Source organism: Bradyrhizobium yuanmingense, from assembly GCF_900094575.1.
GTDB classification, from domain to species: Bacteria; Pseudomonadota; Alphaproteobacteria; order Rhizobiales; family Xanthobacteraceae; genus Bradyrhizobium; species Bradyrhizobium yuanmingense.
Window position 1 is genome coordinate 550,132 of record NZ_FMAE01000003.1, and the last position, 26,291, is coordinate 576,422.

General features: G+C 64.7%; 25 protein-coding genes. 16 read left to right on the forward strand and 9 right to left on the reverse strand.

Features of this window, described 5'->3' with window-relative positions; all coding sequences use genetic code 11:
* Positions 1–39 precede the first annotated feature (39 nt).
* Positions 40–459 (reverse strand): hypothetical protein, encoded by a 420-nt coding sequence (locus tag GA0061099_RS12300; RefSeq protein ID WP_036021905.1) that lies wholly within the window; start codon positions 457–459, stop codon positions 40–42.
* 252 nt (positions 460–711) lie between these two features.
* Positions 712–1,437 carry a hypothetical protein gene (locus tag GA0061099_RS12305; protein WP_141697581.1) on the reverse strand — a complete coding sequence of 242 codons (726 nt, stop codon included), beginning with the start codon at positions 1,435–1,437 and terminating at the stop codon, positions 712–714.
* Positions 1,438–1,990: 553 nt separating this feature from the next.
* Between GA0061099_RS12305 and GA0061099_RS12310 the strand changes: the two genes are divergently transcribed.
* A complete protein-coding gene (locus GA0061099_RS12310) occupies positions 1,991–2,671 on the forward strand; it encodes a TetR/AcrR family transcriptional regulator (protein WP_057028549.1) in 681 nt (226 codons plus the stop codon).
* Between the two features lie 36 nt (positions 2,672–2,707).
* On the opposite strand, the gene GA0061099_RS12315 is transcribed toward GA0061099_RS12310, so the two are convergent.
* The 3 genes from GA0061099_RS12315 to GA0061099_RS12325 form a co-directional block, all read right to left on the reverse strand.
* The gene (locus GA0061099_RS12315; RefSeq protein WP_036021920.1) at positions 2,708–3,619 is read right to left on the reverse strand and encodes a DMT family transporter; all 912 of its coding nucleotides are present in this window, start codon (positions 3,617–3,619) and stop codon (positions 2,708–2,710) included.
* A 231-nt stretch (positions 3,620–3,850) separates the two neighbouring features.
* Positions 3,851–5,287, reverse strand: coding sequence for a pyruvate kinase (gene pyk / locus GA0061099_RS12320; protein WP_036021924.1), 1,437 nt, complete (start codon positions 5,285–5,287; stop codon positions 3,851–3,853).
* On the reverse strand, positions 5,284–5,865 hold the full coding sequence (locus GA0061099_RS12325) for a DUF1036 domain-containing protein (protein WP_035998649.1): 582 nt from the start codon (positions 5,863–5,865) through the stop codon (positions 5,284–5,286). Before GA0061099_RS12325 ends, pyk begins: the two co-directional genes overlap by 4 nt.
* 153 nt (positions 5,866–6,018) lie before the next feature.
* Between GA0061099_RS12325 and GA0061099_RS12330 the strand changes: the two genes are divergently transcribed.
* The 3 genes from GA0061099_RS12330 (at position 6,019) to GA0061099_RS12340 (ending at position 8,645) form a co-directional block, all read left to right on the forward strand.
* Complete coding sequence (locus GA0061099_RS12330) at positions 6,019–6,324, forward strand: DUF1244 domain-containing protein (protein ID WP_035998652.1); 306 nt, start codon at positions 6,019–6,021, stop codon at positions 6,322–6,324.
* Positions 6,325–6,519: 195 nt separating this feature from the next.
* Positions 6,520–6,792 carry a DUF2312 domain-containing protein gene (locus GA0061099_RS12335; RefSeq protein WP_018641571.1) on the forward strand — a complete coding sequence of 91 codons (273 nt, stop codon included), beginning with the start codon at positions 6,520–6,522 and terminating at the stop codon, positions 6,790–6,792.
* Positions 6,793–6,878: 86 nt separating this feature from the next.
* A complete protein-coding gene (locus tag GA0061099_RS12340; protein WP_035998656.1) occupies positions 6,879–8,645 on the forward strand; it encodes an adenylate/guanylate cyclase domain-containing protein in 1,767 nt (588 codons plus the stop codon).
* Positions 8,646–8,694: 49 nt separating this feature from the next.
* On the opposite strand, the gene mepK is transcribed toward GA0061099_RS12340, so the two are convergent.
* The 3 genes from mepK to GA0061099_RS12355 form a co-directional block, all read right to left on the reverse strand.
* On the reverse strand, positions 8,695–10,302 hold the full coding sequence (gene mepK / locus GA0061099_RS12345) for a peptidoglycan L,D-endopeptidase MepK (RefSeq protein WP_225139255.1): 1,608 nt from the start codon (positions 10,300–10,302) through the stop codon (positions 8,695–8,697).
* 284 nt (positions 10,303–10,586) lie between these two features.
* On the reverse strand, positions 10,587–12,755 hold the full coding sequence (locus tag GA0061099_RS12350; RefSeq protein WP_036021931.1) for a L,D-transpeptidase family protein: 2,169 nt from the start codon (positions 12,753–12,755) through the stop codon (positions 10,587–10,589).
* A gap of 347 nt (positions 12,756–13,102) precedes the next feature.
* Positions 13,103–14,599, reverse strand: a complete 1,497-nt coding sequence (locus tag GA0061099_RS12355) for a sigma-54-dependent transcriptional regulator (protein WP_036021934.1) — start codon at positions 14,597–14,599, stop codon at positions 13,103–13,105.
* Between the two features lie 127 nt (positions 14,600–14,726).
* Between GA0061099_RS12355 and GA0061099_RS12360 the strand changes: the two genes are divergently transcribed.
* The 12 genes from GA0061099_RS12360 to GA0061099_RS12415 all read left to right on the forward strand — a co-directional run bounded on the left by GA0061099_RS12360 (position 14,727) and on the right by GA0061099_RS12415 (position 25,546).
* Complete coding sequence (locus GA0061099_RS12360; protein ID WP_036021937.1) at positions 14,727–16,664, forward strand: M3 family oligoendopeptidase; 1,938 nt, start codon at positions 14,727–14,729, stop codon at positions 16,662–16,664.
* 81 nt (positions 16,665–16,745) lie between these two features.
* A complete protein-coding gene (locus tag GA0061099_RS12365; RefSeq protein ID WP_035998672.1) occupies positions 16,746–16,970 on the forward strand; it encodes an AbrB/MazE/SpoVT family DNA-binding domain-containing protein in 225 nt (74 codons plus the stop codon).
* Between the two features lie 12 nt (positions 16,971–16,982).
* On the forward strand, positions 16,983–17,378 hold the full coding sequence (locus GA0061099_RS12370) for a type II toxin-antitoxin system death-on-curing family toxin (protein WP_074447732.1): 396 nt from the start codon (positions 16,983–16,985) through the stop codon (positions 17,376–17,378).
* A 97-nt stretch (positions 17,379–17,475) separates the two neighbouring features.
* Positions 17,476–17,628, forward strand: coding sequence for an aa3-type cytochrome c oxidase subunit IV (locus GA0061099_RS12375; RefSeq protein WP_036021940.1), 153 nt, complete (start codon positions 17,476–17,478; stop codon positions 17,626–17,628).
* Positions 17,629–17,768: 140 nt separating this feature from the next.
* Positions 17,769–18,896 (forward strand): Re/Si-specific NAD(P)(+) transhydrogenase subunit alpha, encoded by a 1,128-nt coding sequence (locus GA0061099_RS12380; protein ID WP_036021943.1) that lies wholly within the window; start codon positions 17,769–17,771, stop codon positions 18,894–18,896.
* A 12-nt stretch (positions 18,897–18,908) separates the two neighbouring features.
* The gene (locus GA0061099_RS12385) at positions 18,909–19,226 is read left to right on the forward strand and encodes a proton-translocating transhydrogenase family protein (RefSeq protein WP_035998681.1); all 318 of its coding nucleotides are present in this window, start codon (positions 18,909–18,911) and stop codon (positions 19,224–19,226) included.
* Positions 19,227–19,265: 39 nt separating this feature from the next.
* Entirely contained in the window at positions 19,266–20,663 is a 1,398-nt protein-coding gene (locus GA0061099_RS12390) for an NAD(P)(+) transhydrogenase (Re/Si-specific) subunit beta (RefSeq protein ID WP_035998685.1), read from the forward strand.
* A 211-nt stretch (positions 20,664–20,874) separates the two neighbouring features.
* Complete coding sequence (locus GA0061099_RS12395) at positions 20,875–21,672, forward strand: alpha/beta hydrolase (protein ID WP_035998702.1); 798 nt, start codon at positions 20,875–20,877, stop codon at positions 21,670–21,672.
* Positions 21,673–21,769: 97 nt separating this feature from the next.
* On the forward strand, positions 21,770–23,104 hold the full coding sequence (locus tag GA0061099_RS12400; protein ID WP_035998706.1) for a sodium:proton antiporter: 1,335 nt from the start codon (positions 21,770–21,772) through the stop codon (positions 23,102–23,104).
* Positions 23,105–23,152: 48 nt separating this feature from the next.
* Positions 23,153–24,250: a calcium:cation antiporter gene (locus GA0061099_RS12405; RefSeq protein WP_035998688.1), complete on the forward strand. Its 1,098-nt coding sequence runs from the start codon at positions 23,153–23,155 to the stop codon at positions 24,248–24,250.
* A 12-nt stretch (positions 24,251–24,262) separates the two neighbouring features.
* Positions 24,263–24,547, forward strand: coding sequence for a cupin domain-containing protein (locus GA0061099_RS12410; RefSeq protein ID WP_036021948.1), 285 nt, complete (start codon positions 24,263–24,265; stop codon positions 24,545–24,547).
* A gap of 93 nt (positions 24,548–24,640) precedes the next feature.
* Positions 24,641–25,546 (forward strand): hypothetical protein, encoded by a 906-nt coding sequence (locus tag GA0061099_RS12415; RefSeq protein WP_036021950.1) that lies wholly within the window; start codon positions 24,641–24,643, stop codon positions 25,544–25,546.
* A gap of 26 nt (positions 25,547–25,572) precedes the next feature.
* Here GA0061099_RS12415 and GA0061099_RS12420 read toward each other — a convergent pair whose 3' ends face one another.
* Positions 25,573–26,223 (reverse strand): tetratricopeptide repeat protein, encoded by a 651-nt coding sequence (locus GA0061099_RS12420; protein ID WP_074447704.1) that lies wholly within the window; start codon positions 26,221–26,223, stop codon positions 25,573–25,575.
* Positions 26,224–26,291: the final 68 nt, after the last annotated feature.

Below are 26,291 nucleotides of genomic sequence, written 5' to 3' on the forward strand. Positions count from 1 at the left end.
GCCCATGCGCTCGCGCTCATCGTTCCAGAATTTCTCTTCTCAACTCCGATACTCTGCCTTGCTCATCGGAAATCCGGCCAAATGCCAATGACCGCCATCGTCCGCGTACACGACGACAAAATAATCCCTCTCCAGCTCGGACTTGGTACGCGGCACCGGAATTAGGGAATGGGTTTGATCAGTTACTCCGAACGTCGCGTCGAAGACCGAGTCGACCGATGCATTTCCGCTCTGGACTTCGAGAACCCTGAGGCTGACCGCGAGACGCTCCCGGAGAGAATCGTTCCCACGGCCTCCCGGTGGAATCCGCCCACCCAGGCCGGCCGCAGTCCCCAGTAGCCGCACTCTCGCCAGCAGTACTTCCTTGGCCGTCGTGGGTAATGTTGACGTGCGAATATCGCTCGGAGGCCTATCGAGAAAGTACATAACGGGCAGCTCGGATCCGGCTGTGAGCAGCATCTTTCGTTCTCCTCTCCAAGATGAGCTTGCCGGGACCAAATGTGCCGCGAATCGGACTTGGAGGGTTTGGTTCTTGGTCGGCTGCTCGGCCGAAAAGATGGCTGTGGGCAACGCCAGAACGAGAATGGCGCAGCTTGCTCCGCGTGCAGCGAGTTTGCGTCTCATGACGACGCACCATCAACGTTCATGTCGTCGGCACGGTCGCCCAGTCTTTCGTTTTCTTTGATTGTTGCTGCCGTGGAGAGGCGTCTCTTACTGCTGCGACTCTCTATGGAATTCCATCATTGTTCGAGGCGGGACTTCTTGACATTGCACGACGGTGCGAGGTCGCGCTGCATCGCCATCGATGCCTTCAATAGTGATGGTCTGGCGGCTTCTGTTCCATACGATCCGGCGGGGGACCTCGAAATTCATCGACAGCGTGACTTCATCCTGGCCGGCATCGGTGACTTCACCGCGAAACCCTCTTCCCTCCTTGCCACGCTCGAAGAGTGCTTGTTTCGAAGCTGCATCCATCGTGAAGTACACAGCGCCCGTGTGTTCACAGCGTACAGAGATCGGATTCAGAATGGGATCGCGAACCCCGAAGCTCAAAATGCTTCTCGGAGGCGTGACAGTGCACGGATGGGTTAATGTCGGCCGAAAGGTGGGGTCGTCGAGTCCCGGCCAAGTCATCGTCTTCTTGTTGCTATCAAAGATCAGGTCGATCCGACCTGGACGAACGCGCAGCATGAATTCGATCTTTCCATCACTTTTGGAAATGATCTCTCCAGAACGTGTAGTGATGCCGAAATTTGTTTCGAGGTCTATCGGCGGCGTCTCAAACACGACAGCTTTGGCATCGATGTCGAACGTTGCAAAGTACGGGCGGACAGGCGCGCCACCCTCACACCGCACCGAGAATAATTCAGCGGCTGCCGCGCCGTCTGGTGTCGGCATCAGAAGGAGGATGAGCGCGAGGCCCGAGAGCCGCTTCATGACGCACGCTCCGTTGGTCCATGAGACTCTCCACCGCAGCTCGAGAGAGCGCCAAAGTAGCTCAGGCTCTAAAGCTTCCTGGCAGTGAAGATCGATGCCATCAGCATGCTGGCCAGGCATACGTCAACGTGCGGCTGCGAACAAGATAAATGAACTTATAAGTAGATGCATGTAGCCCGATCGACATGGAACACTCTGAGGCGAAGTTGCACCCACTGACGTCAAATTGTGAACCGGCCGGTTAAGCCCTCGAAGATTACTCGTTCAGTCTCGCGTCGGTTCGTTGCAGGTCGCCTGGACGGGAGAGAAGTTGAGGTTGGCCCCTCCGCTCCTGGCAAACTGCCACCGATGGGCACCGTTGGAGGCCGCCTCGACCGGGATGCCGCCAACATAGTGTTGACGCCCCCGTCCGCTCGCCATGGCGCTTCACGCATTTGCATCTTGTCATTCACCCTGAATAGTTGTTCAGTCCTTGCGGGGCGATTTGCATCTATTGCGTGAGAAGCGTTCGGCCGCAGGGCGTGCGGCCGGCGTGTGGGACAGGAAGCGCGCCATGGTTTATCGGCGGACGCATCAAGTGGTGAAGCGCCTTGCGGCGCGGCGCAGCGCCATTCTGGCGGCGGCGCGGGAGGCGGCGGCGGAAGGCGGGATGGCGGCGGTGCAGATCGCGCCGGTCGCGGTCCGGGCCAATGTCGCGGCCGGCACCGTCTACCGCTATTTCCCCTCCAAGGCCGAGCTGATCTCCGAGCTCATTGCCGAGGTCTCCCGCGACGAGCTCGCGGCGATCCGAAGGGCGGCCGATGCCGCGCCGGGGCCGTCCTCGGCGCTGGCGGCCGCCGTGACCACCGTGGCGGTGCATACGCTGTCGCAGCGCAGGCTGGCCTGGGGCATCCTGGCCGAGCCGGTCGATGTCGATGTCAGCGCCTCGCGCCTTGCCAGCCGGCGCGAGATCGCCGGCGAGATCGCCTCCCGGATCGACGCCGCCGTGCGTGCCGGCCATCTGCCGGCGCAGGACACCGCGCTTGCGGCCACCGCCTTGCTCGGCGCGCTGCATGAGGCGCTCGTCGGCCCGCTCGCGCCCGACAATCTCGATGATCCCGTCAAGATGCGCGATGCGGTGCAGACCGTGACCCTGCTGGCGCTGCGCGCCGTCGGCGTCATGGACGCTCGTGCCCGCGGCCTCGTGGTGCAGCAGACGCTGCTGCCGACGACCAAGGCGCTGGTCGGCGCCTGAGCCGACCCGCCACCGGGATCTGGCCCAAGCTCCCTGTTATCCTGCTGCATCAGCATTTTCCCGGCCGGACTGATCAACCCCGGTGGGACGCTTCAGAAGAATGAGCCCGGCGGTCACAATGAGGACGGCTCCGGCGATCGTGGAGCCTTGCGGGATATCCTTGAAGACAAGATAGCCGATGGCTGTGGAACCGAGCAGTTCGAGATAGACCAGCGGCGACAGGGTGGACGCTTCGGCGAAGCGAAATGCCGCGATGGACAGGACATGACTGACAGCAGAGAGCGCACCCAAAGCCAGAAAGAACATGACAGCGTCCCAAGCCGGTGTGGTCCAGGTCAAGATGGCTTGTGGCGTCAGGAGCACCATGCCGACGACACACTGGAAGGCGAGCGTCTTGACGGGATCGCTGACCAGAGAAGCCTGCCGCGTTGCGATCAGATAGAGCGCGAACGTTAGCCCGGCGCCGAGCGCCAGCAGGATGCCGGGCTCGATGTCGCCGTCCGGGCGCAGAATGACGATGGCGCCGGTGAAGCCCAGCGCCAGGCTCGCGATCTTTCGTTGCGTCAAACGCTCCTTCAGGACCATGGCGGCGAGCGCGACCGCGATGACCGGCCCCACGAAATAGGCGCTGACGGCTGTAGCCAGCGGAACGGTCGCGATGGACAGGAAGTAAAGCGTCATCCCGGTGACGAGGAACACCGTCCGCAGCATATGGGAGGCGCGCCGTTCGGCGGGAAAGATCTCTCCTTTGTACCTGATCGCGGCCACCGGAAGGACGACGGCGCTTGCCACGGCGTAGCGCGCCCAGGCGATGAAGAGCGGCGAATAGTCGGCGCTCAGATATTTGGCGATCCCATCGACCAGCGGGATCGAAAGCATCGCGGCCGCCATGAGCACGATGCCCAGCGTCGGGCGGGCGCGGGCTTCGGATTCTACGGTGGTGGCCATATAACCGGTTCCTAGCGATAGCGGCCTGGTGCAGCAGACGCTGCTGCCTGCGAACACGGCGCTGGTCGGGACCTGAAGAAATCGCGCCGCGAGCCAAAAGGCGACCTGATCGCGCTCAGGCCATTGCCCGAGCGTGCCTTTTCGCAAAACCCCGGCAAGACCGGCCAGAGTGGCCGGCTACTGTGCATGGGGTTGTTTTTCGACTTTTTGTTTGGCCGCCCCCGGCGGGCCTCACATGTTGGCGTCGCCCTCGGGGCCGACCGAGGCGATGCGCACCATGTTGGTGGTGCCGGGGATGCCGAGGGGCACGCCGGCGACGATGATGACGCGCTGGCCGGCGCGGACGAAACCGTCGCGGAAGGCGATCTGGCCGGCGCGGCTCACCATGTCGTCCTGGTCGCGCGCGTCCTCCGCCACCACGCAATGCACGCCCCAGGCGACCGCGAGCCGGCGGCCGGCGGTGATGTTCGGCGTGATCGCCACGATCGGCGGCTTCGGCCGCTCGCGCGCCACGCGCACGGCGGTCGAGCCCGATGAGGTCCAGCAGATCAAGGCCGGCAGGTCGAGCGTCTCGGCGATCTGCCGCGCGGCGTCGGCGATGGCATCGCCCGCGGTGGATTCCGGCGCCGGACGTTGGGCCATGATCACCGAACGGTAGGTCGGATCGCGCTCGACCTCCTCGCCGATGCGGTTCATGGTCGAGACCGCCTCGACCGGGAATTTGCCGGCCGCCGATTCCGCCGACAGCATGATGGCGTCGGCGCCCTCATAGACCGCGGTGGCGACGTCGGAGACTTCGGCGCGGGTCGGCACCGGCGACTGGATCATCGATTCCAGCATCTGGGTCGCGATCACCACCGGCTTGCCGGCGCGGCGCGCCATCCGCGTCATCTGCTTCTGCAGGCTCGGCACCCGCTCCAGCGGCAGCTCGACGCCGAGGTCGCCGCGCGCCACCATCAGCGCATCGGAAGCCTCGATGATGTCGGCGAGGCGGTCGATCGCCTGCGGCTTCTCGATCTTGGCCATCACGGCGGCCCGGCCGCGGATCATCTTCTTGGCCTCGATGACGTCGTCGGCGCGCTGCACGAAGGACAGCGCGATCCAGTCGACCCCGGTGACGAGGGCGGCCTCGAGGTCGGCGCGGTCCTTGGGCGTCATCGCCGAGACCGGCAGGTCGGTGTCGGGCAGGCTGACGCCCTTGCGGTCGCTCATCTTGCCGCCGACCACGACACGCGTCACCGCATGCTCCTTCGAGGTCTCCTCCGCGATCAGCCGCACCTTGCCGTCGTCGAGCAGCAGCGCATGGCCGGGCCTGAGCGCCGCCAGGATCTCCGGATGCGGGAGCTGGACGCGCGTGGCATCGCCGGGCGTCTTGTCGGAATCCAGCGTGAAGGTCTGTCCGTTCTGGAGCTGGATCGCCCCTTCGGCAAAGGAGCCCAGTCTCAGCTTCGGGCCCTGCAGGTCGACCAGGATGCCGATCGGCCGGCCGTAGCTGCTCTCGACGTTGCGGATCGTCGCCACCAGCTCCCGCATCTTGTCATGCGGGGTGTGGCTCATGTTGATGCGGAACAGGTCGGCGCCGGCCTCGAACAGGCGGCGGATCATCGCGAGGTCTGAAGAGGCTGGTCCCAGGGTCGCGAGAATCTTGATACGGCGAAGGCGCCTCATGGCTTATTTCCAGACGGGGGTGGCAGGCCGGGCGAGCCCGGGGGCGTAGCACCGGGCGGGCTATTGGGCAAACCCGGAACGCCGCCCGGGCCCACCGGGCCGGGCAGGCCAGGCACGCGCTGCTGCGCCGGCTGTTCGTTGGCGTCGGTCAGCTGCACCGTCCAGGCGCGCTGCTCGCCGGTGTCGACCTCGAAATAGCCGGTGCGGTCATAGCCGCGGGCCAGGCAATCCTCGGTGCCGCGGATGGTGAACTCCTTGTCGCGGGAGCACATGAAGGCTTGGCCCGACCATTCGCCGCCGCGGTCGTAGTCGATGGCGTAGATGTAGTAGTACCGGGCGACCAGCGTGCCGCGCAGCAGCGTCTCGCAGGAACGGGACGAGATGTTCCACCAGCCCTCGGTGGTCCAGCCCTCGGCGTCCTTGTAGCCGAGCGCGATCCCGACCCGGCTCGACGTGTTGTTGCAGAGGCGGAAATCGGCGGAGGCCGGGCCGGCGTAGAGGCACGCCAGGGCGACCACCAGCACCGGGACCAACCGGGCGAGCAGGTAAAGCGGGGAGCGGGGAGATTCGGCAGTCATTGTCGCGGAAGCTATACCAGATCATTGACGATTTGGCGTTGGGCCGGGGGCAGCCGGGCAGTGGCCCCTTTGCGCCGCGATATGGCAAAATCTGTGACAAGACCCACCTGATCCCGTAACCCTGCCCCGGAACGGACCTTGAGGAAGACAGCCATGGCAATCGACGACAAAACCAGAACGGAGCTCGAGGCGGCCGCTTTTCGGCGCTTGGTCGAGCATCTGCGGAGCCGCACCGACGTCCAGAACATCGACCTGATGAATCTGGCCGGCTTCTGCCGCAATTGCCTGTCCAACTGGCTCAAGGACGCCGCGGACGCCCAGGGCGTCGCCTTGAGCAAGGACGAGAGCCGGGAGGCCGTCTACGGCATGCCCTATGAGACCTGGAAGGCGAAGCACCAGGGCACGGCCACGCCCGAGCAGCTCGAGGCGATGAAGAAGGTCCATCCCCACGGGCATTGAACGGCCCATCGCCGAGCCCTGAGTCGCACCACACAACAGCTTTCTATGCGTCGGCGCAGGAAGGTGTGGGCGCGCTGTGGACGAGCGTGATGCTTGCTTGAACGCTGGGAGCGCCGACCCTAAGGGTCTACCCAGCACGCGCGGTGAGGGATGCCGGCGTCACCTCGTTTTGCCAGTTCCATTGGGAGTACCAAGATGGCCACCTCCGCCGCCGTCCGCGACGACGAGCCCGCGACGAAATTCGCCAAGGACCAGCTCAAATCCATCATCGAGCGCATCGAGCGGCTGGAGGAAGAGAAGAAGGCGATCTCCGACGACATCCGCGACGTCTATGCCGAAAGCAAGGGCAACGGCTACGACGTCAAGGCGCTGCGCACCATCGTGCGCCTGCGCAAGCAGGACCCCAACGAGCGCGCCGAGGCAGAGACCATCCTCGAGACCTACATGCAGGCGCTGGGGATGCTCTGAGGCGCCCCGCCCGGTCGGCGTTGCAGCGCACCAAGCTTGGGCAAAATCTCGGCATCTGCTAGGTTGCTCGGTGAAGGGACCGAGCGATGGATGTGCCGGGACCAGAGCGCAGGCTTGCCGCGGTTCTCGCTGCCGACATGGTCGGCTTCAGCCGGCTGATGGAGGTCGACGAGGCCGGCACCCTTGCGCGCCTCAAGACCCATCGTGTCGAGCTCATCGATCCCGCCATTGCCAAGAATCGCGGCCGTATCATCAAGACGACCGGCGACGGCATGCTCGCGGAATTCCACAGCGTCGTCGATGCCGTGCTATGTGCGGCCGAGGTTCAGCGCCGCATGGCGCGGCGCAATGCCGACGTCCCGCCGCCGCGGTGGATCCAATTCCGCATCGGCATCAATCTCGGCGACGTCATCGTCGATCAGAACGACATATTCGGCGATGGCGTCAACGTCGCGGCGCGGCTGGAGACGCTGGCCGAGCCCGGAGGAATCTGCGTCTCCGGCGCGGTGCGCGATCAGGTCGGCGACCGGCTCGACGGCGTTCAGTTCGACGATCTCGGTGAACAGAGCGTCAAGAACATCGCCCGTCCAATCCGCATCTTCCGCATTCGGCTGGCGGAGGGGCCCGCAAGCCTGCCTGACGGGTCCAATCGTGCTCTGACGCCGCCGGGTGTTTCGAAGAAGCCGTCCATCGCCGTGCTGCCGTTCGCCAATATGAGCGGCGATCCGGAGCAGGAGTTCTTCGCTGACGGTCTCACCGAGGACATCATCACCGAGCTTTCGCGCTTCCACGACCTGCTCGTCATCTCCCGCAACTCGACGTTCGTCTACAAGGGAAAGGCCGTAAAGGTCCAGGACATCGGCCGTGAGTTCGGAGTCGACTATGTCATCGAGGGCAGCGTTCGCAAGGCCGGCGAGCGCGTCCGCGTCACCGTGCAGCTGATCGATGCAGAGACCGACCGCCATATCTGGGCCGAACGTTACGACCGCGAGCTCCGGGATATCTTCGCCATCCAGGACGAGATGACCCGCGCGATCGTGGCGACGTTGCCGGGGCGAGTAGAAGCCGCAACGCACGACCGCACCAAGCGCAAGCCGACCGACAACATGCCCGCTTACGAATGCGTGCTGGCTGCAAAGCTCCTGCATCATCGATCAACCCGCGACGACAACGCTCAGGCGCAGACGCTGCTCAACCGTGCGCTGGCGATGGATCCGAACTATGCCCACGCTCATGCCTGGAAGGCATGCGTGCTCGGTCAGTGCTGGATCTATGGCTGGTGCGCCGACCGCGAGGCGACCTTCGAGCAGGTTGCTTCGGAGCTGGAAATTGCGTTGGCGCTCGACGACAACGACGCGGACGTACACCGAATTCTCGCCGCGCTCAATCTGACGCGACACGACTACGAAAAGGCCACCTATCACCAGGAGCGTGCACTCGCCCTCAATCCGAACTACGACCTCGTCGTCGTGCAACAGGGAGAGCTTCTGACCTGGCTGGGCCTGCCGGAGGAAGGCATCGACTGGATCAGGAAAGCGATGCGTCTCAACCCCTATCATCCCGAGCGCTTCTGGAGCCATCTGGGCCGCGCCTATTATTGCGCGGAGAAATACGCCGAGGCCGCCGAGGCGTTTTCAAGGATCACGCGCCCCGACTATACCCATCATGCGTTCCTGGCGGCGACATTCGCGCAGATGAAGAACGCGATCGCGGCCGGCGCTCACGCCGCCGAGGTCTTGAAGCGCGAACCGGGATTCTCGGTGGCAGCTTATCTTGCGACGCTGCACTACAAGCGCGAGCCCGACCGGCAGCGTCACGAGGCCGGCCTCATCGCGGCCGGCTTGCCGGCTTGATCAACCCCGGGCAAGGACGAACAGAGAGAGCTTTGCTGGTACAGAGGACTCAGCGCAGCGCGGCGGTGCGCACGACGAACGACGTCGTCTCGAGCTTTGCGGTCGCGCTGCCCGAGAAATTGTCGCAGGACAGGCCCTGCATTGGGTCGTCGGAGAAGCCCATCGCGATCACGGAGCGCGGCTTGACGAAATAGCCGCGCAGCGCCGCGGTATCGAGCTCGCCCATCAGCGTCACCGACATCGCGTGGCTGGCGCTCGGCGACAGCATCACGATCTTGAGCCAGATGCTCTCGCCCTTGGCCGCAGACAGGCGGGTCGCGGTTGCGACCCTGCCGTCGACGCTCTTGCCGACCACGCTGTTGATCTCCGGCGCCTGAGCCACGCTGCGGGGGCGGGTGGTGCGCGGGATCGGCGCCGAGGCGGCGACGACATTGGCGCGGTCGACCGGGGAGGCCGCCGGCGCGTAAGCCAGGGCTTGCAGGGCCGCGTTGGACACGCTCGCGGTCGGTTGCGGATCGGTGGCCGCGGCCAGCGCCTGGCGCGCCTTCAGCGCGGCGACCTGCGCCGGCGTCGCCTGCTGCGGCGTGGCCGGAACGTCATCCCAGAAGCCGCGCGCATTGATGATGTCGGCCGGGGTCTCCGGCTTTCCGTCAACAGGCTTGCCGGAAGCGGGCTTGTCAGCCACGGGCGCGGGCTTCGGCTTGGGCGGCGCGACGATCTGCGCATCGGCCGACGCGAGCTGGATCGCGGCGGCGATCTGCGGCTTGGCGCGCGGCGTCGGCACCGGCTCGGCGGGCTTGGCGGCGGCTGCGACGACGGTCGGTGCCGCCGGCTTCGCGGCCGGGGCGGGCGCGCCCTCGTCATCCTCGTCGCTGGCGGCCGGAGCTGCCGGCTTGCTCCTGAACAAGGCTGCGAAGAAATTCGGCTTGCTGCCGGCATCATCGCCGTTGCCGCGCCGCTCGATCTCGGCCTTGGCGAGCTCATAGTTCTTCAGCGGCACGCCATCGGTTGGCAGATGCACCGTCTTGCCGTCCGGGAAGACGCGGGCGAGCTGGTCATGCGTCATCCGCGGCCAGTGCCGGACGCTGCCGGTGTCGAGGTGCACGAAAGGCGAGCCGGATGTCGGATAGAAGCCGACCCCGCCGCGCTGCAGGCGCAGGCCGGCGAAGCGGATCTGCTCCAGCGGTACGCCGGGGATGAAGAAGTCTATCGCATGGCCCAGCATGTGCTGGCTGGCGCGCGCCACGCCGGAGGAGCGGCGGCGGAGCATGGCGTTGGTGGCGGGGGAGCGATAGGAGGAGATGATCTGAATCGGCTGCTTGCCGTCGACGTCCCGATAGACTTCCCAGAGGATGTCGAACAGGCGACGGTCCATGACCGTCTGTTCCTGGGTACGCCAGTCGCGCAGGAAGTGGTTGAGCTGCTTCAGCGCCGCCTCGTCGTAGCGCCCGTCGCGCTTGAAGGTGACGGTGAGGTCTTCGCCGGAATGGGTGTGGTGGAACGAGAGCGTCTTGGTCTCGTTCAGAGCGGCGGCGTCATGAACCGAACCGGCGGCCGCAAGCAGCAATGCAGCCGCAAGGCCGATCCGGGATCCGGCCTTCACGCCCGCATGGGACAACGACAGCACAACGAATTGGCGTGCGAGACCAGTCAGCACGTATGAGCCCACCCAGTCGACGAGCGTTCAAATGGACTCTCCCGCCAACCCCGTTAGCAGCGCGAAAGAGGATGAACGCTTTCTTAAAGCGAGAAGGTTAATTTGAGGTTGACCTTCTCGCCCCCAAACCAAGTCAGATTACGATCCTAAGCGGTTGACTGTGGCAAAAAAACGCCCGCCGCCCCATCGCAGGTCGCAGCATGGTTAACGTCAACGACCCCATCCTGGGGACGGGGTCGCTGATTTCCTTGCAGAATTTCAGGAAAACGAGTGCGGGACGGGCGTCAGCGGGTAAACACCCGCTGCTGTTGCGGACGGCGGCCGACCGGTGCCGGCGGCACGGCCTGGGTGGGCGCCCCGAACAGCCGCTCGAAGAAGTTCGGCCCGGACGAGCCGAAGCCGCTGCCGTTGTTGGCCACGGCCACTCCGGAGGGCAGCGTCGTTGCCGGACGCGAATAGCTCGGCTGGGAATGCGCCACGACGGCCTCGAGGTCCTTGCCGCGGTTGTTCTTCAGGACGTTGATCATGGCCGCGTCGCGGCCATAGACGTCCTTGCGGAACTGCAGCTTGCCGGCCTCATCCACGAACGCGGTCTGATAGGTGATGTTGACCGGGATTGGGGTCGGGAATTTCAGGTCGATCTCGCTTTTGCCGTACATGCTGCGGATGCGCTCCGGCGTGTACTTCTCGTTCGGCATGACGATGTTGAGCAGAACGGAGGCGTACTGATCCGGATTCTGCACGCGCATGCAGCCATGGCTGAAGGCGCGCTCTTCCTTGGCGAACAAATGCTTGTCCGGCGTGTCGTGTTGATAGACGAGGAACTTGTTCGGGAAGTTGAAGCGGATGCGGCCGAGCGCGTTGGCTTCGCCCGGCGGCTGCGAAATGTGCACCGAGCCGTCGCGGTTTTGCTCAAGCCTCAGGCCCATGCGTTGAAGCACGGTCGGGTCCTGCTGCAATGCCGGCAGGTACTCGTTGTAAACGATGGATGGCGGCACATTCCAGGTCGGGTTCACCGTGATGTACTTCATCGTCTCGGTGAGGAGCGGGGTGGCTTGCTTGCCCGGCTTGCCGGTGACGACGCGTGTGGTCCAGACCTGCTGGCCGCGTTGCATCACTTTCAAAGTGAAATCGGGAATGTTGAGGATGACATAGGCATCACCCAGCGACGGCGCGCCGAGCTCGCGCGGCAGCCAGCGCCAGCGTTCCATGTTCACCAGCACCACGTCGATCTGCTTGTCGCGCTTGGGGGTGTTGAGCGCCTTGACCGTCTTGTCGTCGAGGATGCCGGTCGCCTTCAGCTCGGCGCCGCTCTGGAACTTGCGCACGGCTTCGGCGACCGCCGCGTCATAGCGGGTGTCGCTCGCGTTCTCGGCGAGGCCTAGCTTGGCGCGCAGTTGCGGCACGCGCGGATCTTCCACGACGATCTCAGCCTGCTTCTTGCCGGCAGGGGTGTATTTCAGCGCAGGGCCGTCGGCGATCTCGATCACCGGACCGCTGCCCTGGCCGCGCAGCTCGGCGAGCTTGGCCTTCAGCTCCTTGTAGAGCTTGTGCGGCGGGTTGTAACTCTCGAGCGCCGCGGAGGCGTCCGCCGCCGTCGTGATCTTGGCGAGCACTTCGCCGGGATCGACCGGATGCTCGGGATAGAGAATGTCGCCGCTCGCCTGCGACCAATGCATGCGGCCGCTCTGGGCGTGGCGCGCATAGTCGAACATGCTGGCGGTGAGCTTGAGCTCGGCATCAGCCAGCGCATCGGGGGTCGTGGCGGCGAAATCCGGCACCGGATAGTCGGCGGGATTGAGACCGTCGGACGCCGCGTCCTTGAGCCGTGCGATCACGCCCTTGGCCGCAGCAGTCAGGTTGCCGCCTTGCGTCCAGACCGGCGCGAAGTCGCGCGCGCCATAGAACTTCTCAATCGCTGCACGCTCGTTCTTGCGGTCGAAATGGCGCGAGGTCTTAGCGCCGATGATGTCCTTGAGCTTGTCCGCGACCGGTTGGTCGGCGGTGGGCACGTTGCTTGCGGCCTTCACCGGTTCGGCGGCCGGTGCTGCGGGAGCCGCCGGCGTGGCCGTTGCGGTGTCGGCCTTGGCCGGCTCGGTTTTCGCAGTCTCGCTCTTCGGCGCTTCCGGCGCGGGTGTGGTGGCAACGTCGGAGGGCTTGGTCTCCACCTTGTCCGCCGTGGGCGCGACGTTCACCTTGGCGGAATCCCTTGCGACGTCCTTCGTGGAATCCTGCACCGTGGCGGTGGTGTCGAGCTTGATGTCGGCTGCAGTCGGGGGCGGGACGTTTGCCGGTTCGGGGCGCGGGATCGCGGCTTCGATCGCGAGTTCCGCGGCGCTGCTGCGCGGCAGATCCTGCGCCAGGACCGAGCTGGCCGACACCGTGAGGAAGGTCGCCGCGACCGTCATCAAGACACGGTCAAAGCCCACACGGTGGTTCAAACAGTCACGCATTGTGTCGCACCCCTCGGGTGAACTGTTCCTTCATGGAACAGGTCGTTATCGCTTATTGATGTTTCGGCTAAACCGCGCCGGCCTCTCGAAAGTTGCACGCCTGCACGCAACGATTCTGACGCAGACGATATACAGGCCCCGATTTTGCGGCCAGCGCTGCCCGGGGCAACTCACGACAAACTGACTTCAAGGGAGCCTCTTGGCAACGGATTGTACGCTTCTGCCACGCGCTTTTCCCTCTGTCTGTCACTTCCAAGTCACGGTTCAAATCGCAGACGAATTCCGTCGTCACGCGAACGGCTTAGAGCGATCTCGCACCGCCGCGCGAAGCTTCGTTCGCACTGGGCTCAATGCGTCTCCTCGCCGCTTTTGCCGCCATGCCCGGGAACCCCGGCCTCGTCGAGTTTGCGGTAGAGCGTCGAGCGGCCGATTTTGAGTCGGCGAGCCACTTCGGACATCTGGCCGCGATAATGCGAGATCGCGAAACGGATGATCTCGTTCTCCATGTCCTCCAGCGGGCGGACATCCCCGGTCGCAGTGAGCATAGACAGCGTTCCCACCGCGGGGAGCGGGGCGATTGGTATTTCATTACCCGACACTACGGAGGGCGTCGCCGCCGGCTCGAGCAGCAACGGAGCGGTCGGAATATCCGTGACGGGATGCGCTTGCGAGGCGAGCAGAGGGAAGTCGCCGAGACCAAGCTGGTCCCCGTCGCTCATCACCACGGCGCGATAGACCGCGTTCTCGAGCTGGCGGATGTTGCCGGGCCAGTCGAGCTGGGCAAGATGGGCCACCGCCTCGCCGCTGATCCCGGTGATCGGGCGGCTCTCCTCGGCGGCAAAGCGCGCGATGAAATGCCTGAGCAGGTGCGGGATATCCTCACGCCGCGCGCGCAGCGAGGGGATCGTCAGCGGCAGCACGTGCAGCCGGTAGAACAGGTCTTCCCGGAATTGTCCCTGCTTCACCCGCTCCAGCAGCTTGCGATTGGTGGCCGAGATGATGCGGACGTCGACCTTGAGCGGCTTGCGGCCGCCGACCGATTCCACGGCGCCTTCCTGGAGCGCACGCAGCAGCTTTACCTGCGCCGTCAGCGGCAGCTCGCTGACCTCGTCCAGAAACAGCGTGCCGCCATGAGCCTCGACGAACTTGCCCGTGTGCCGCTCGGTGGCCCCGGTGAAGGCGCCCTTCTCATGGCCGAACAGGATGGACTCGACGAGGTTGTCGGGAATTGCGCCGCAATTGACCGCAACGAACGGCTTGGCCTTGCGCTCGCCGCTGCCATGGATTGCGCGCGCGAACATCTCCTTGCCGACGCCGGACTCGCCCTCGATCAGCACGGGGATCGCGGAGTTTGCCGCCTTCTGGGCGGCGCGCATCACGCCCGTCATCGCTTCGGAGCGGGTGATGATGTCGGAGAAGGTGAGCCGTCCTTCGCGGCTGTGACGGATGCGCTGCAATTCCCCCTTGAGCGCGGACGTGTTGAGCGCGTTGCGAAGCGAGACCTGGAGCCGCTCGACGCCGACCGGCTTGACGACGAAATCGGCTGCGCCCGCGCGCATCGCGGAGATCACGTTGTCGATACCGCCATGAGCGGTCTGCACGATGACGGGGACGCTCAGGCCGGCTTCGCGGATCTTCGCCAATACGCCCATGCCGTCGAGGCCGGGCATCACGAGATCGAGGATGACGGCGTCGATGGCCGGTCCGTCGGGGGCAGTGAGGGCGGCAATTGCGGCGTCACCGGAGTCCACGACGACCGTCTCATAGCCGCATTTCTGCACCATGTTCTCGACCAGCCGGCGGGCTACAGCGTCGTCGTCGGCGATCAAAATACTGGCAGCCATGGTGTTCCCCGCACGCTACTACTATCTGTCTCGAATCGGGGCACTCTGGCCGAAGCCGATTAACGCACGCTTAAACCTTGATGCCCCCGCCTGCCGCCGCGATTGTTGAACACAGGTTTCCCACACAATGAATTCGCGCTCCAAGTCCGCCTTGAACAAATCTGCCTTGAACAAGTCCGCTCTCAAGAAGTCCGCTCCCGGCAAGCCCGCTCTCCGCAAGCCAAGCACCAAAAAATCCGCCCCCAAGGCAAGGCCCTCCAAAGCTGCACCCTCCAAAGCTGCGAGCAAGACCGGCAAGCTTCCGGAGTGGAACCTGGCCGACCTCTATTCCGGGATCGAGGCGCCGGAGGTGGCGCGCGACCTCGAGAGAATGGATGCCGACTGCGTCGCCTTCGAGACGGACTACAGGGGCAAGCTGGGGACAGGGACAGCAAACGAAGATGGCGGAAAGTGGCTCGCCGAGGCGGTGCGACGCTATGAGGCGATCGACGATCTCGCCGGCCGTCTCGGCTCCTATGCCGGGCTCGTCCATGCCGGCGACAGTGTGGACCCTGCGATTTCAAAGTTTTACGGCGACGTGTCCGAGCGGCTGACGGCGGCGTCCACGCATCTGTTGTTCTTCGCGCTCGAGCTCAATCGGATCGATGACGATATTTTGAATCGCGCGATGCAGGCCGCCGAGCTCGCGCACTACCGTCCCTGGATCGAGGATCTGCGCAAGGAGAAGCCGTACCAGCTCGACGACAAGCTCGAGCAGCTTTTCCTGGAGAAGGCGCAGACCGGCTATTCAGCCTTCAACCGGCTGTTCGATCAGACCATCTCCAGCCTCCGCTTCAAGGTCGGCGCCAAGGAGCTCGCGATCGAGCCGACGCTGAATCTGCTGCAGGATCGCGACGGCGCCAAGCGCAAGAGCGCGGCGGAGGCACTGGCGAAGACCTTCAAGGCCAATGAGCGCACCTTTGCGCTGATCACCAACACGTTGGCCAAGGACAAGGACATCTCCGACCGCTGGCGCGGCTTCAAGGACGTGGCCGATTCCCGCCATCTGAACAATCGTGTCGAGCGCGAGGTCGTCGATGCGCTGGTCGCCTCGGTGCGCGCAGCCTATCCGAAACTGTCGCATCGCTATTATGCGCTGAAAGCGAAATGGTTCGGCAAGAAGCGGCTGGCCTATTGGGACCGCAACGCGCCGCTGCCTTTCGCGGCGACCGATGTCATCGCCTGGCCGGAGGCGCGCAGCATGGTGCTGACGGCCTATCGCGGCTTCTCGCCCAAAATGGCCGATATCGCCGAGCGCTTCTTCACCGACCGCTGGATCGACGCGCCGGTCCGGCCGGGCAAGGTGCCCGGGGCGTTCTCGCATCCGACCACGCCGTCAGCGCACCCTTACGTTCTCATGAACTACCAGGGCAAGCCGCGCGACGTGATGACGCTCGCGCATGAGCTCGGCCATGGCGTCCATCAGGTGCTCGCGGCAAAGAACGGCGCGCTGATGGCGCCGACGCCGCTGACCCTGGCGGAGACCGCGAGCGTGTTCGGCGAAATGCTCACCTTCAAGCGGCTGCTGGCCCAGACCAAGAGCGCGAAGCAGCGCCAGGCGCTGCTCGCCGGCAAGGTCGAGGACATGATCAACACCGTGGTGCGGCAGATCGCGTTCTATTCCTTCGAGCGTGCGGTCCACACCGAGCGCAAGAACGGCGAGCTCACCGCGACGCGGCTCGGCGAGATCTGGCTGTCGGTGCAGGGCGAGAGCCTTGGACCGGCGATCGAGATCAAGGCGGGCTACGAGAACTACTGGATGTACATCCCGCACTTCATCCATTCGCCGTTCTATGTCTACGCCTACGCGTTCGGCGACTGTCTCGTGAACTCGCTCTATGCCGTCTACGAGAACGCGGCCGAGGGTTTCGCCGAGCGCTATCTCGACATGCTCGCCGCCGGCGGCACCAAGCACTATTCCGAGCTGCTGCGGCCATTCGGGTTAGATGCGAAGGACCCAAAGTTCTGGGACGGCGGGCTCAGCGTCATCGCCGGAATGATCGACGAGCTGGAGGCGATGGGCTGACGCATTCGCCATCCGTAAAACATCCGTTGAACCGACTCGTTGGTTGTGTTATACAAGTGTATAACGCGCCGGAGGTCAGCCATGAAAATTGAGATCAAGAAGATCGGCAATTCGGATGGTTTGCTGTTGCCACGCGAGCTGATGCAGCGCCTCGATCTCAAGCGCGGCCAGCAATTGCATGTGGTGGAATTGCCTGGTGGTGGTTTTCAGCTGCTGCCCTACGACCCCGATTTCGAGCGGACGATGGAGATCGCCGACGAGATCATGGATAAGTATCGCGACACGCTCGCTGCGCTCGCAAAATAGCTGGCGATGCGCATGAGCGATCCTCAGGAGCCGCTCTGGGTCACTTACGAGCAGGCTGTCGCAATTCATGGTCGACAGCTCCGGCGCTTCGGCGGTGCGCCGGGATTGCGCGACGAAGGCATGCTGCGCTCGGCGCTGGAGCGCCCGATCAACAAATGGCGCTCGGAACAGGCGCCGTTGGACGAACTCGCTGCAGCCTATGCATTCGGCCTCGCGAAAAATCATGCATTCGTCGATGGAAACAAGCGCATCGCCTTCATGGCCATGATGGCTTTTCTTCGCAAGAACGGCGTAGCTTTCAGCCCCGATCCCGCGGAAGCGACAACGATCATCCTCTCCCTCGCCGCCGGCGAAGTCAGTGAGGAGAGTCTGACGCGATGGATCCGGGACAATTGGAATTCCAAATGACCCGATTTGAGGGAAAACCCCGCCTCGGTGCCGTTGCCCTGTCTAAATCTTTCAGGTATCCCAGCCCGAGAATTCGACGTTCGACTGGGGACATTCCATGGCTGACCATAGCGAAGTGGCGTACACCATCGCCGACGGCAACGACTACGTTGCCCACGAGCAGACCTATGAGGGCTTCATCAAGCTGGTGAAGTACGGCACGGTCTCGGTCGCGCTCATCGTGATCCTGATGGCGGTCTTTCTGACCTGATCCATCGTCGGCTGCATCCGCCAACGCCGGCGGCTGCTCATTAAATTTGCATACAAGCCGGTTTCAAAACCGGTATCCAAACGTTGCGGGAGTAACGCTAAGTTCGCGTGCGCGTTTTTGTCCGCGTCGCCGGAGGGCCTATGAAGATCGCCGTTGCCAAAGAAATAGATCCGTCGGAGCCGCGGGTCGCCGCTTCGCCTGATACGGTGAAGAAGTTCAAGGCGTTGGGCGCCGAGATCGCCGTCGAGCCGGGTGCCGGCATCAAATCGGGCCTGCCGGATTCCGAATTCACCGCGGTCGGCGCCACCGTCAGCGCTGACGCGCTCAAGGACGCCGACATCATCATCAAGGTGAAGCGCCCTGAGGCATCCGAGCTGGCGCAGTACAAGCGCGGCGCCCTCGTCATCGCCATCATGGACCCCTACGGCAACGATGCCGCGCTGAAGACGATGGCCGATGCCGGCATCGCCGCCTTCGCGATGGAATTGATGCCGCGCATCACCCGAGCGCAGGTGATGGACGTGCTGTCCTCGCAGGCCAACCTCGCCGGCTACCGCGCCGTGATCGAGGGCGCCGAAGCCTTCGGCCGCGCCTTTCCGATGATGATGACCGCAGCCGGCACCGTGCCTGCCGCAAAGGTGTTCGTGATGGGCGTCGGCGTCGCCGGCCTCCAGGCGATCGCGACCGCGCGCCGTCTCGGCGCCGTCGTGACCGCGACCGACGTGCGGCCTGCCACCAAGGAGCAGGTGGAATCCCTCGGCGCGAAATTCCTCGCCGTCGAGGACGAGGAGTTCAAGAACGCGCAGACCGCCGGCGGCTACGCCAAGGAAATGTCGAAAGAATACCAGGCCAAGCAGGCCGCGCTCACCGCCGAGCACATCAAGAAGCAGGACATCGTCATCACCACCGCGCTGATTCCGGGCCGCCCGGCGCCGAAGCTCGTCAGTGCCGACATGGTCAAGTCGATGAAGCCCGGCTCGGTGCTGGTCGATCTCGCCGTCGAACGCGGCGGCAATGTCGAGGGCGCCAAGGCCGGCGAAGTCGTCGACCTCGATGGCATCAAGATCGTCGGCTACACCAACGTTGCGGGTCGCGTTGCGGCCTCGGCCTCCAGCCTCTACGCGCGCAATCTGTTCTCCTTCATCGAGACCATGGTCGACAAGAAAGAGAAGAAGCTCGCCGTCAACTGGGACGACGAACTCGTCAAGGCTACCGCGCTGACGAAGGACGGCGCCGTGATCCACCCGAACTTCCAGCCGAAAGCTTAAGGAGAGATTGCCATGGAGCACGCTGCACAGGTCGTCGACCCCTTCATCTTCCGGCTGTCGATCTTCGTCCTCGCCGTCTTCGTCGGCTATTTCGTGGTGTGGTCGGTGACGCCGGCGCTGCACACGCCGCTGATGAGCGTGACCAACGCGATCTCCTCGGTGATCGTGGTCGGCGCGCTGCTCGCGGTCGGCGTCGGCATGGTTTCGAGCGGCTCGGGCTGGGCGCGCGGCTTCGGCTTCGTCGCGCTCGTCTTCGCCTGCGTGAACATTTTCGGCGGCTTCCTTGTCACCCAGCGCATGCTGGCGATGTACAAGAAGAAGTCGAAGTAAGCGGCCACCTCGGGCTGAAGGGATCAATGGGGACCTGAGATGAGCGCCAATCTCTCTGCATTCTTGTATCTCGTGGCGGGGGTGCTGTTCATCCTGTCGCTGCGCGGGCTGTCGAGCCCGGCAACCTCGCGCCAGGGCAATCTGTTCGGCATGATCGGCATGGCGATCGCGGTCGCCACCACGCTGGCGAGCCATCCGCCGGCGGATGGCGTGGCCTGGGTCCTCGTGATCCTCGCGGTCGCGATCGGCGGCGGCATCGGCGCGGTGATCGCCCGCCGCGTGCCGATGACCTCGATGCCGGAACTGGTCGCCGCCTTCCACTCGCTGGTCGGCATGGCCGCGGTGCTGGTCGCTGCCGGCGCGTTCTACGCGCCTGAGGCCTTCGACATCGGCAAGCCTGGCGCCATTCATGCATCAAGTCTGGTCGAAATGTCGCTCGGTGTCGCCATCGGCGCGCTGACCTTCACCGGCTCGGTGATCGCCTTCCTGAAGCTGTCCGCGCGCATGAGCGGCGCGCCGATCATCCTGCCGTTCCGCCACATCATCAACATCGCGCTGGCCGTCGCGCTGGTGTTCTTCATCGTCCGTCTCGTCCTCACCGGCGGCGCGTTCGACTTCTGGATGATCACCATCATCGCGCTGGCGCTCGGCGTGCTCATGATCATCCCGATCGGCGGCGCCGACATGCCGGTCGTGATCTCGATGCTGAACTCCTATTCGGGTTGGGCGGCCGCCGGCATCGGCTTCACGCTCGGCAATTCCGCGCTGATCATCACCGGCGCGCTGGTCGGTTCCTCGGGCGCGATCCTGTCCTACATCATGTGCCACGCGATGAACCGGTCCTTCATCTCGGTCATCCTCGGCGGCTTCGGCGGTGAGACCGCGGCGGCCGGCGGCGCCACGGGCGAGCAGAAGCCCGCCAAGCTCGGCTCGGCGGACGATGCGGCCTTCATCATGAAGAACGCCTCCAAGGTCATCATCGTGCCCGGCTACGGCATGGCGGTGGCGCAGGCCCAGCACGCGCTGCGCGAGATGGCGGACATGCTCAAGAAGGAAGGCGTCGAGGTGAAATACGCCATTCACCCGGTCGCCGGCCGCATGCCCGGCCACATGAACGTGCTGCTGGCCGAAGCCAACGTGCCCTATGACGAGGTGTTCGAGCTCGAGGACATCAACTCCGAATTCGCGCAGGCCGACATTGCCTTCGTGATCGGCGCCAACGACGTCACCAACCCGGCGGCCGAAGAGGACAAGACTTCGCCGATCTACGGCATGCCGGTGCTCCAGGTCTGGAAGGCCGGCACGGTGATGTTCATCAAGCGCTCGCTGGCGTCGGGCTATGCCGGTATCGACAATCCGCTGTTCTACCGCGACAACACCATGATGCTGCTCGGCGACGCCAAGAAGGTCACCGAGAACATCGTCAAGGCGATGTGACGGGGGGAGGGACCGTGGCCATCAATTAGGAATGGCACCAGTCCGATCGCATGCCGCCCAAGGCGTGCGCGAGCAGCGCGTCGCCTGGCACGCTGCCCACAAGGCGGCGTGCAGCTGCCGCGACGTTCCGGCGAGCCTGCGACCGACGTCATGAAATTGCTGCGGAGCCGTCGCAAGCCCTAGTCTCAAGCGAGGGAGCGGCCGCGCAATGATGAGCATTGTCAAGTGGATCGCCATCGTGCTCCTGACCGTCTATTGCGCCGGTCTCCTCGTGCTGTACGTCCGCCAGCGCGAGATGCTGTTTCCGATCCCGCCCGCCGGCCGCACCGCACCCGATGCTGCGGGCCTTCCCGAGGCGCAAGAGCATGTCCTGACCACGTCTGATGGCGAGCAGGTCATCGTCTGGCACGTGCCGGCCAAGCCCGGTCGTTCCGTGATCCTCTACTTCCACGGCAATGGCGATTTTCTCGCCGGCCGCGTCGGCCGTTTCAAGGCGATGACTGCCGACGGCACCGGCCTCGTTGCGCTGTCCTATCGCGGCTATGGCGGCTCGAGCGGGATGCCGAGCGAGCAGGGCCTGCTGCGCGACGCTGCAGCCGCCTACGCGTTCACCACCGCGCGCTATGCGGCGGAACGAATCGTCGCCTGGGGCTTTTCGCTCGGGACGGGCGTCGCGGTCGCGCTCGCCTCGGAGCATCGCGTTGGAAAACTCATCCTGGAGGCGCCCTATACGTCGACGGCCGACATTGCGGGGTCATCGTTCTGGTTCGTTCCGGTCCGCCTTCTGATGCGCGACCCGTTCCATTCGGACCAGCGCATGTCGCGCGTCACGGTGCCGCTGCTCGTCATGCATGGCACCAATGACCTTGTCATTTCGATCGTCTTCGGAGAGCGTCTGTTCGCGCTCGCCCGCGAGCCCAAGCGGTTCGTTCGCATCGAGGGCGGCGGGCACGACGATCTCGATCAATATGGCGCGATCGAAACGGCGAGAGGCTTCATTGGCGGCTGACGGCTTGGCTCAACGTTACATCCCCGCGCTCGCCGTCTCCTGCTTGACGCTTCTGCCGCAGAATGCGCTTGCCGCGACCGGCCTCGATGGTGCGGCGATGCGCTGGCCCTATGCGCTGCCCTTTGCCGGCTTGTTGCTGTCGATTGCAATGGGGCCGCTGCTGTTGCCGAAGATCTGGCATCACCACTACGGCAAGATCACCGCCGCCTGGTCGCTGCTGGCGCTCGCCGCGCTCGTCGTCTTTGCCGGCGGCGCGGCGACCTTGGCGGCGCTGGTCCATGCCATGCTCGCCGAATATCTCGGCTTCATCGTGCTGCTGTTCGCTCTCTATGTCGTGGCCGGCGGCATCCTCATCACCGGCGACATCAAGGGCACGCCGGCGGCGAATGTCGGCATCCTCGCGCTCGGCACGCTGGGGGCGAGCATCGTCGGCACCACGGGTGCCGCGATGATCCTGATCCGCCCCTTGATCCGCGCCAACCGGCAGCGGCGCCACAACACCCATGTCGTCATCTTCTTCATCATCCTGGTGGCCAACGTCGGCGGCGCGCTGAGCCCGCTCGGCGATCCCCCGCTGTTCGTCGGCTTCCTGCATGGCGTTGACTTCTTCTGGACCACGCGGACCATCTGGTTGCAGACAGCACTCGTCGCCGTCCTGCTGCTCGCGATCTTCGCCGTCGTCGACGTCTGGCGCTTTCGCAGTGAGCCGCCGCCCGCCGACACAGGCCGGGGAGAGCCGTTGCGCATCCGCGGCCTCGTCAATCTGGTGCTGATCGCAGCCATCGTCGCCAGCCTTCTCGCTTCGGCGATGTGGAGGCCCGACATTGCCTTCGACATTTTCGGTACCAAGCTGGAGCTGGAGGACGTCGCGCGCAACCTGGCGCTGCTGGCCATCGCGGCGCTGTCGGTGTGGCTGACGCCCGACGAGCACAGGCAGGCCAACGGCTTCACCTGGGAGCCGATCCGCGAGGTCGCAAAACTGTTCGCGGGCATCTTCGTCGCCATCATCCCGGTCATTGCCATGCTCAATGCCGGCCATCACGGCGCGTTCGCCTGGCTGCTGTCGGCGGTGACGGCGCCGGATGGCGCGCCGCGCGAGGTCGTTTATTTCTGGTTCACCGGCCTGATGTCCGCGTTCCTCGACAATGCGCCGACCTATCTGCTGTTCTTCGAGCTCGCCGGCGGCAATCCGCAGGTGCTGATGCATCAGCTCTCGGGCACGCTCGCCTCGATCTCCATGGGAGCGGTCTACATGGGAGCGCTCACCTATATCGGCAACGCGCCGAACTTCATGGTGAGCAGCATCGCCCGCGAGAACGGCGTCGCGATGCCGAGCTTCTTCGGTTATCTCCTGCGCGCCGGCGCCGTGCTGATCCCGCTGTTCCTGTTGCTGACGTTCCTGCCGGTCGCACCGATCCTGCACTGGCATTGAATCCGCCGGCCGATTTGCTATTGCTCGCTTTGTAGTTGGAGCCGATGGATGAGCGCGCATGATCCGATGCCCCGGTCGGCCTGGGTCTTTCCGGCGCTGGCCCTGCTGTTGTTCGCAGCCGTCAGCGCCACGGATTACGTCTTCACGCTGTCGTTTGGCGGTCTTCTCTTCACCGTCGTCCTTCTGGTCATCCTGTTCGGCACGGTGTTCGCGGCGGTTCATCATGCCGAGGTGATCGCGGAGCGGGTCGGCGAACCCTACGGCACGCTGGTGCTGACGCTCTCGGTGACCATCATCGAGGTCGCGCTGATCACCACGATCATGCTGGGCGACAAGCCTGCCCCGGCACTGGCGCGCGACACCGTGTTCGCCGTGGTCATGATCGTCTGCAACGGCCTCGTCGGGCTCTGCATCTTCATCGGCGGCCTGCGCTATCGCGAGCAGGGTTTTCAGCTCTCCGGCGCCAACGTCTATCTCAGCGTCCTGTTCGCGCTCGCGACCATCACGCTCATCCTGCCGAACTACACCACCACCACGCCGGGGCCTGTCTATTCGGCGGTCCAGCTCGGCTTCGTCGACGTGGTCACGCTGGCGCTCTATGCGGTGTTTCTCTACACCCAGACGGTCCTGCACAAGGATTACTTCGTCCACGAGCGGGCGTACGCCGGCAGCGGCGAGGTGCATCTGTCGGGCAGGATGCTGGTGCTCAGCGTCGTGCTGCTGCTGATCGCGCTGCTGGCGGTCGTGCTGCTCTCCAAGAAATTCTCGCTGGTGGTCGACGCCGTCGCGGCCAAGATCGGCGCGCCGCCGGCCTTTGCCGGGCTTCTGGTCGCGCTTCTAATCCTGATGCCGGAAGGCGTCGCGGCCGTCTCGGCGGCCCGCCAGAACGACCTCCAGAAGAGCATCAACCTCGCTCTGGGATCGTCGCTGGCGACCATCGGCCTGACCATTCCTGCCGTCGGGGTCGCCACTTACGCGCTCGACAAGGAGCTCGAGCTCGGCCTCGGCGCCCAGGGCAGCGTGCTCCTGCTGCTGACCTTCTTCCTGAGCATGCTGACCTTCGGCACGGGCAGGACCAATGTCCTGTTCGGCCTGGTGCATATGGTGGTATTTGCCGTCTACGTGTTCATGGTTTTCGTACCCTAGAAGGAGCTCCCAGTGCTTGCCGCCAAGTCCGAGGTTCAGGTCGACAACGAAGAGGTCCGGGTGACCGAATGGCGGCTTGCCCCCGGCAGCGCCACCGGCCATCACACCCATGGCATGGACTATGTGATCGTTCCGGTCGCCGCCGGCGAGATGACCATCGTCGCGCCCAATGGCGAAAGGTCCAAGGCGCAGCTTGCCGCCGGGAAATCCTATTTCCGCAAGGCCGGTGTCCAGCATGACGTACTTAACGAAACCTCAACTGAGATCGTGTTCCTTGAAATTGAGCTGAAACGCTAGGGTCGCGCCCCTGTTTGCCATCGATCCGTCGCAGTTGATCCCTCACAATGCCCTAAAGTTCCCGCATCAGGTCGCGCGGGGAGTGTGGTCGGAATGCTGAAATACCTCGCAAAAATTTCGATGGATATTTTCCCCTCGGTGCTCGCGACGATCATCGGGGCCTACATCGTCAATCATTACATCAACGCCAAGCCGGCCGCCGACACCCCAGCCGCCGTGACCGCGCCTGCCCAGACCGGCAGCGACGGCAAACCCACCGATACCGCCAACCTTCCCGCCTCCGGCGTCAAGGCCAAGGGCATCCCCGAGAAGAGCGTGACGGACAAGGCGGCGGTCGAGAAGCCGGTCGATCATCCGCCGGCCGCCGAGACCAAGGCCGCAGACGTGGCTCCCGCTGACACCGGTCCGCGCGGACGTCCCTCTGCCCGCGACAAGGCCGCGGCGAAATCCGCACCGGCGGCTTCTGCTCCCGTGGTTGAGGCCAATTCGGCCCCGACGGCGGCTTCCGCGGCTCCCGACGCCAACGATCTGGCGCGTGCTGCGATCGAGCGCCTGCGCAAGTCGCCCGAGGGCAAGGCTGCTGAGGCCAGGTCGTCGGAAACCAAGCCTGCCGAGGCTCGCGCGTCGGAGACCAAGCCGGCTGAGCCTGCGGTGCGGGACGCCGCCCGCACGCCGGAGGCTCCGCGTGTCGTGAATGTGGAGCCGTCTCCAGTCCGTCCGCTGCCGCCGCCGATCAATGTCTCGACGCCCTCACCCGAGGCCTATGGCAATGGGGGCTCCAATCCGCCCTACACGGCCTCGATCGGCAACGATGATCCGAATCGGGTGACGCCGCCGGCCGACATTCCCGTGCCGGTCATCGCACCGCCGCTCGACCTGCGTGCCGATGCGGGCGCCGCCCTGCCGCGGCCGAAGAAGACCAATGTCGCCGACGAGATGCTGTCGGGCATGAAGTCGATGTTCAACGCCGTTCTGCCCAAGAGCGCCACGCCCGACTAGAACTCCGCTCAGCCTCCGCCAAACCGTCAGCCGCCGACGCGGGCGAGACCGCTGCGAGCGGGTTCGTCGCGTGGACGAAGCGCAACCGCCTTGGTGTAGGACGCCGCCGCCTTGGCTTTGTCGCCCAAGCGCTCATAGACCTGACCGCGCGCGGTCCAGACCTGGGCATTGTTCGGATCGGCCTCGGAGGCTTCGTCGAGATCGGCTGCGGCCTCCTTGACCTTGCCGAGCGCGAGATAGCTGTTGGCGCGGCCCAGCAGCGGCTCGGCCTTTTGCGGGTTGAGTCCGCTGGCGGCGCTGAAATCGGCGATCGCGAAGTCGTGCTGGTTGTTGCCCTGGTAGATCAGGGCGCGGCCATAGAGCGCCTGCGCATTGTAGGGATCGAGGCCGATCGCGCGATTGAACTCGTCGAGCGCTGCCGCGGCCTCGCCTGACTTCGCCAGAGACTGAGCCTTCGCGGTATGGGCCTGGGCTTCGGTGACGTTGCCGGCGCTCACCGCGCTCTCGGCCGGCGCGGCGGCCTTGGGGGCCTCCTGCGGCTTGTCCTTCTCCGGCATCAGTGATCCCAGATCGAACGAGCAGCCGCCCAGCACGATCCCCGTCAGGGCCGCCGCGAGCGGCGGCTGCCAGATCCGGCGCCGTCGCGGAAGGCCGCGCTGGGAGAAAGGGGAGGCCATCTACGGTTGGCTCGCGCTAGAGCTTGATCCGACAAGTCCTCAAAACAATAACGCGGGCCCGGGGCCCG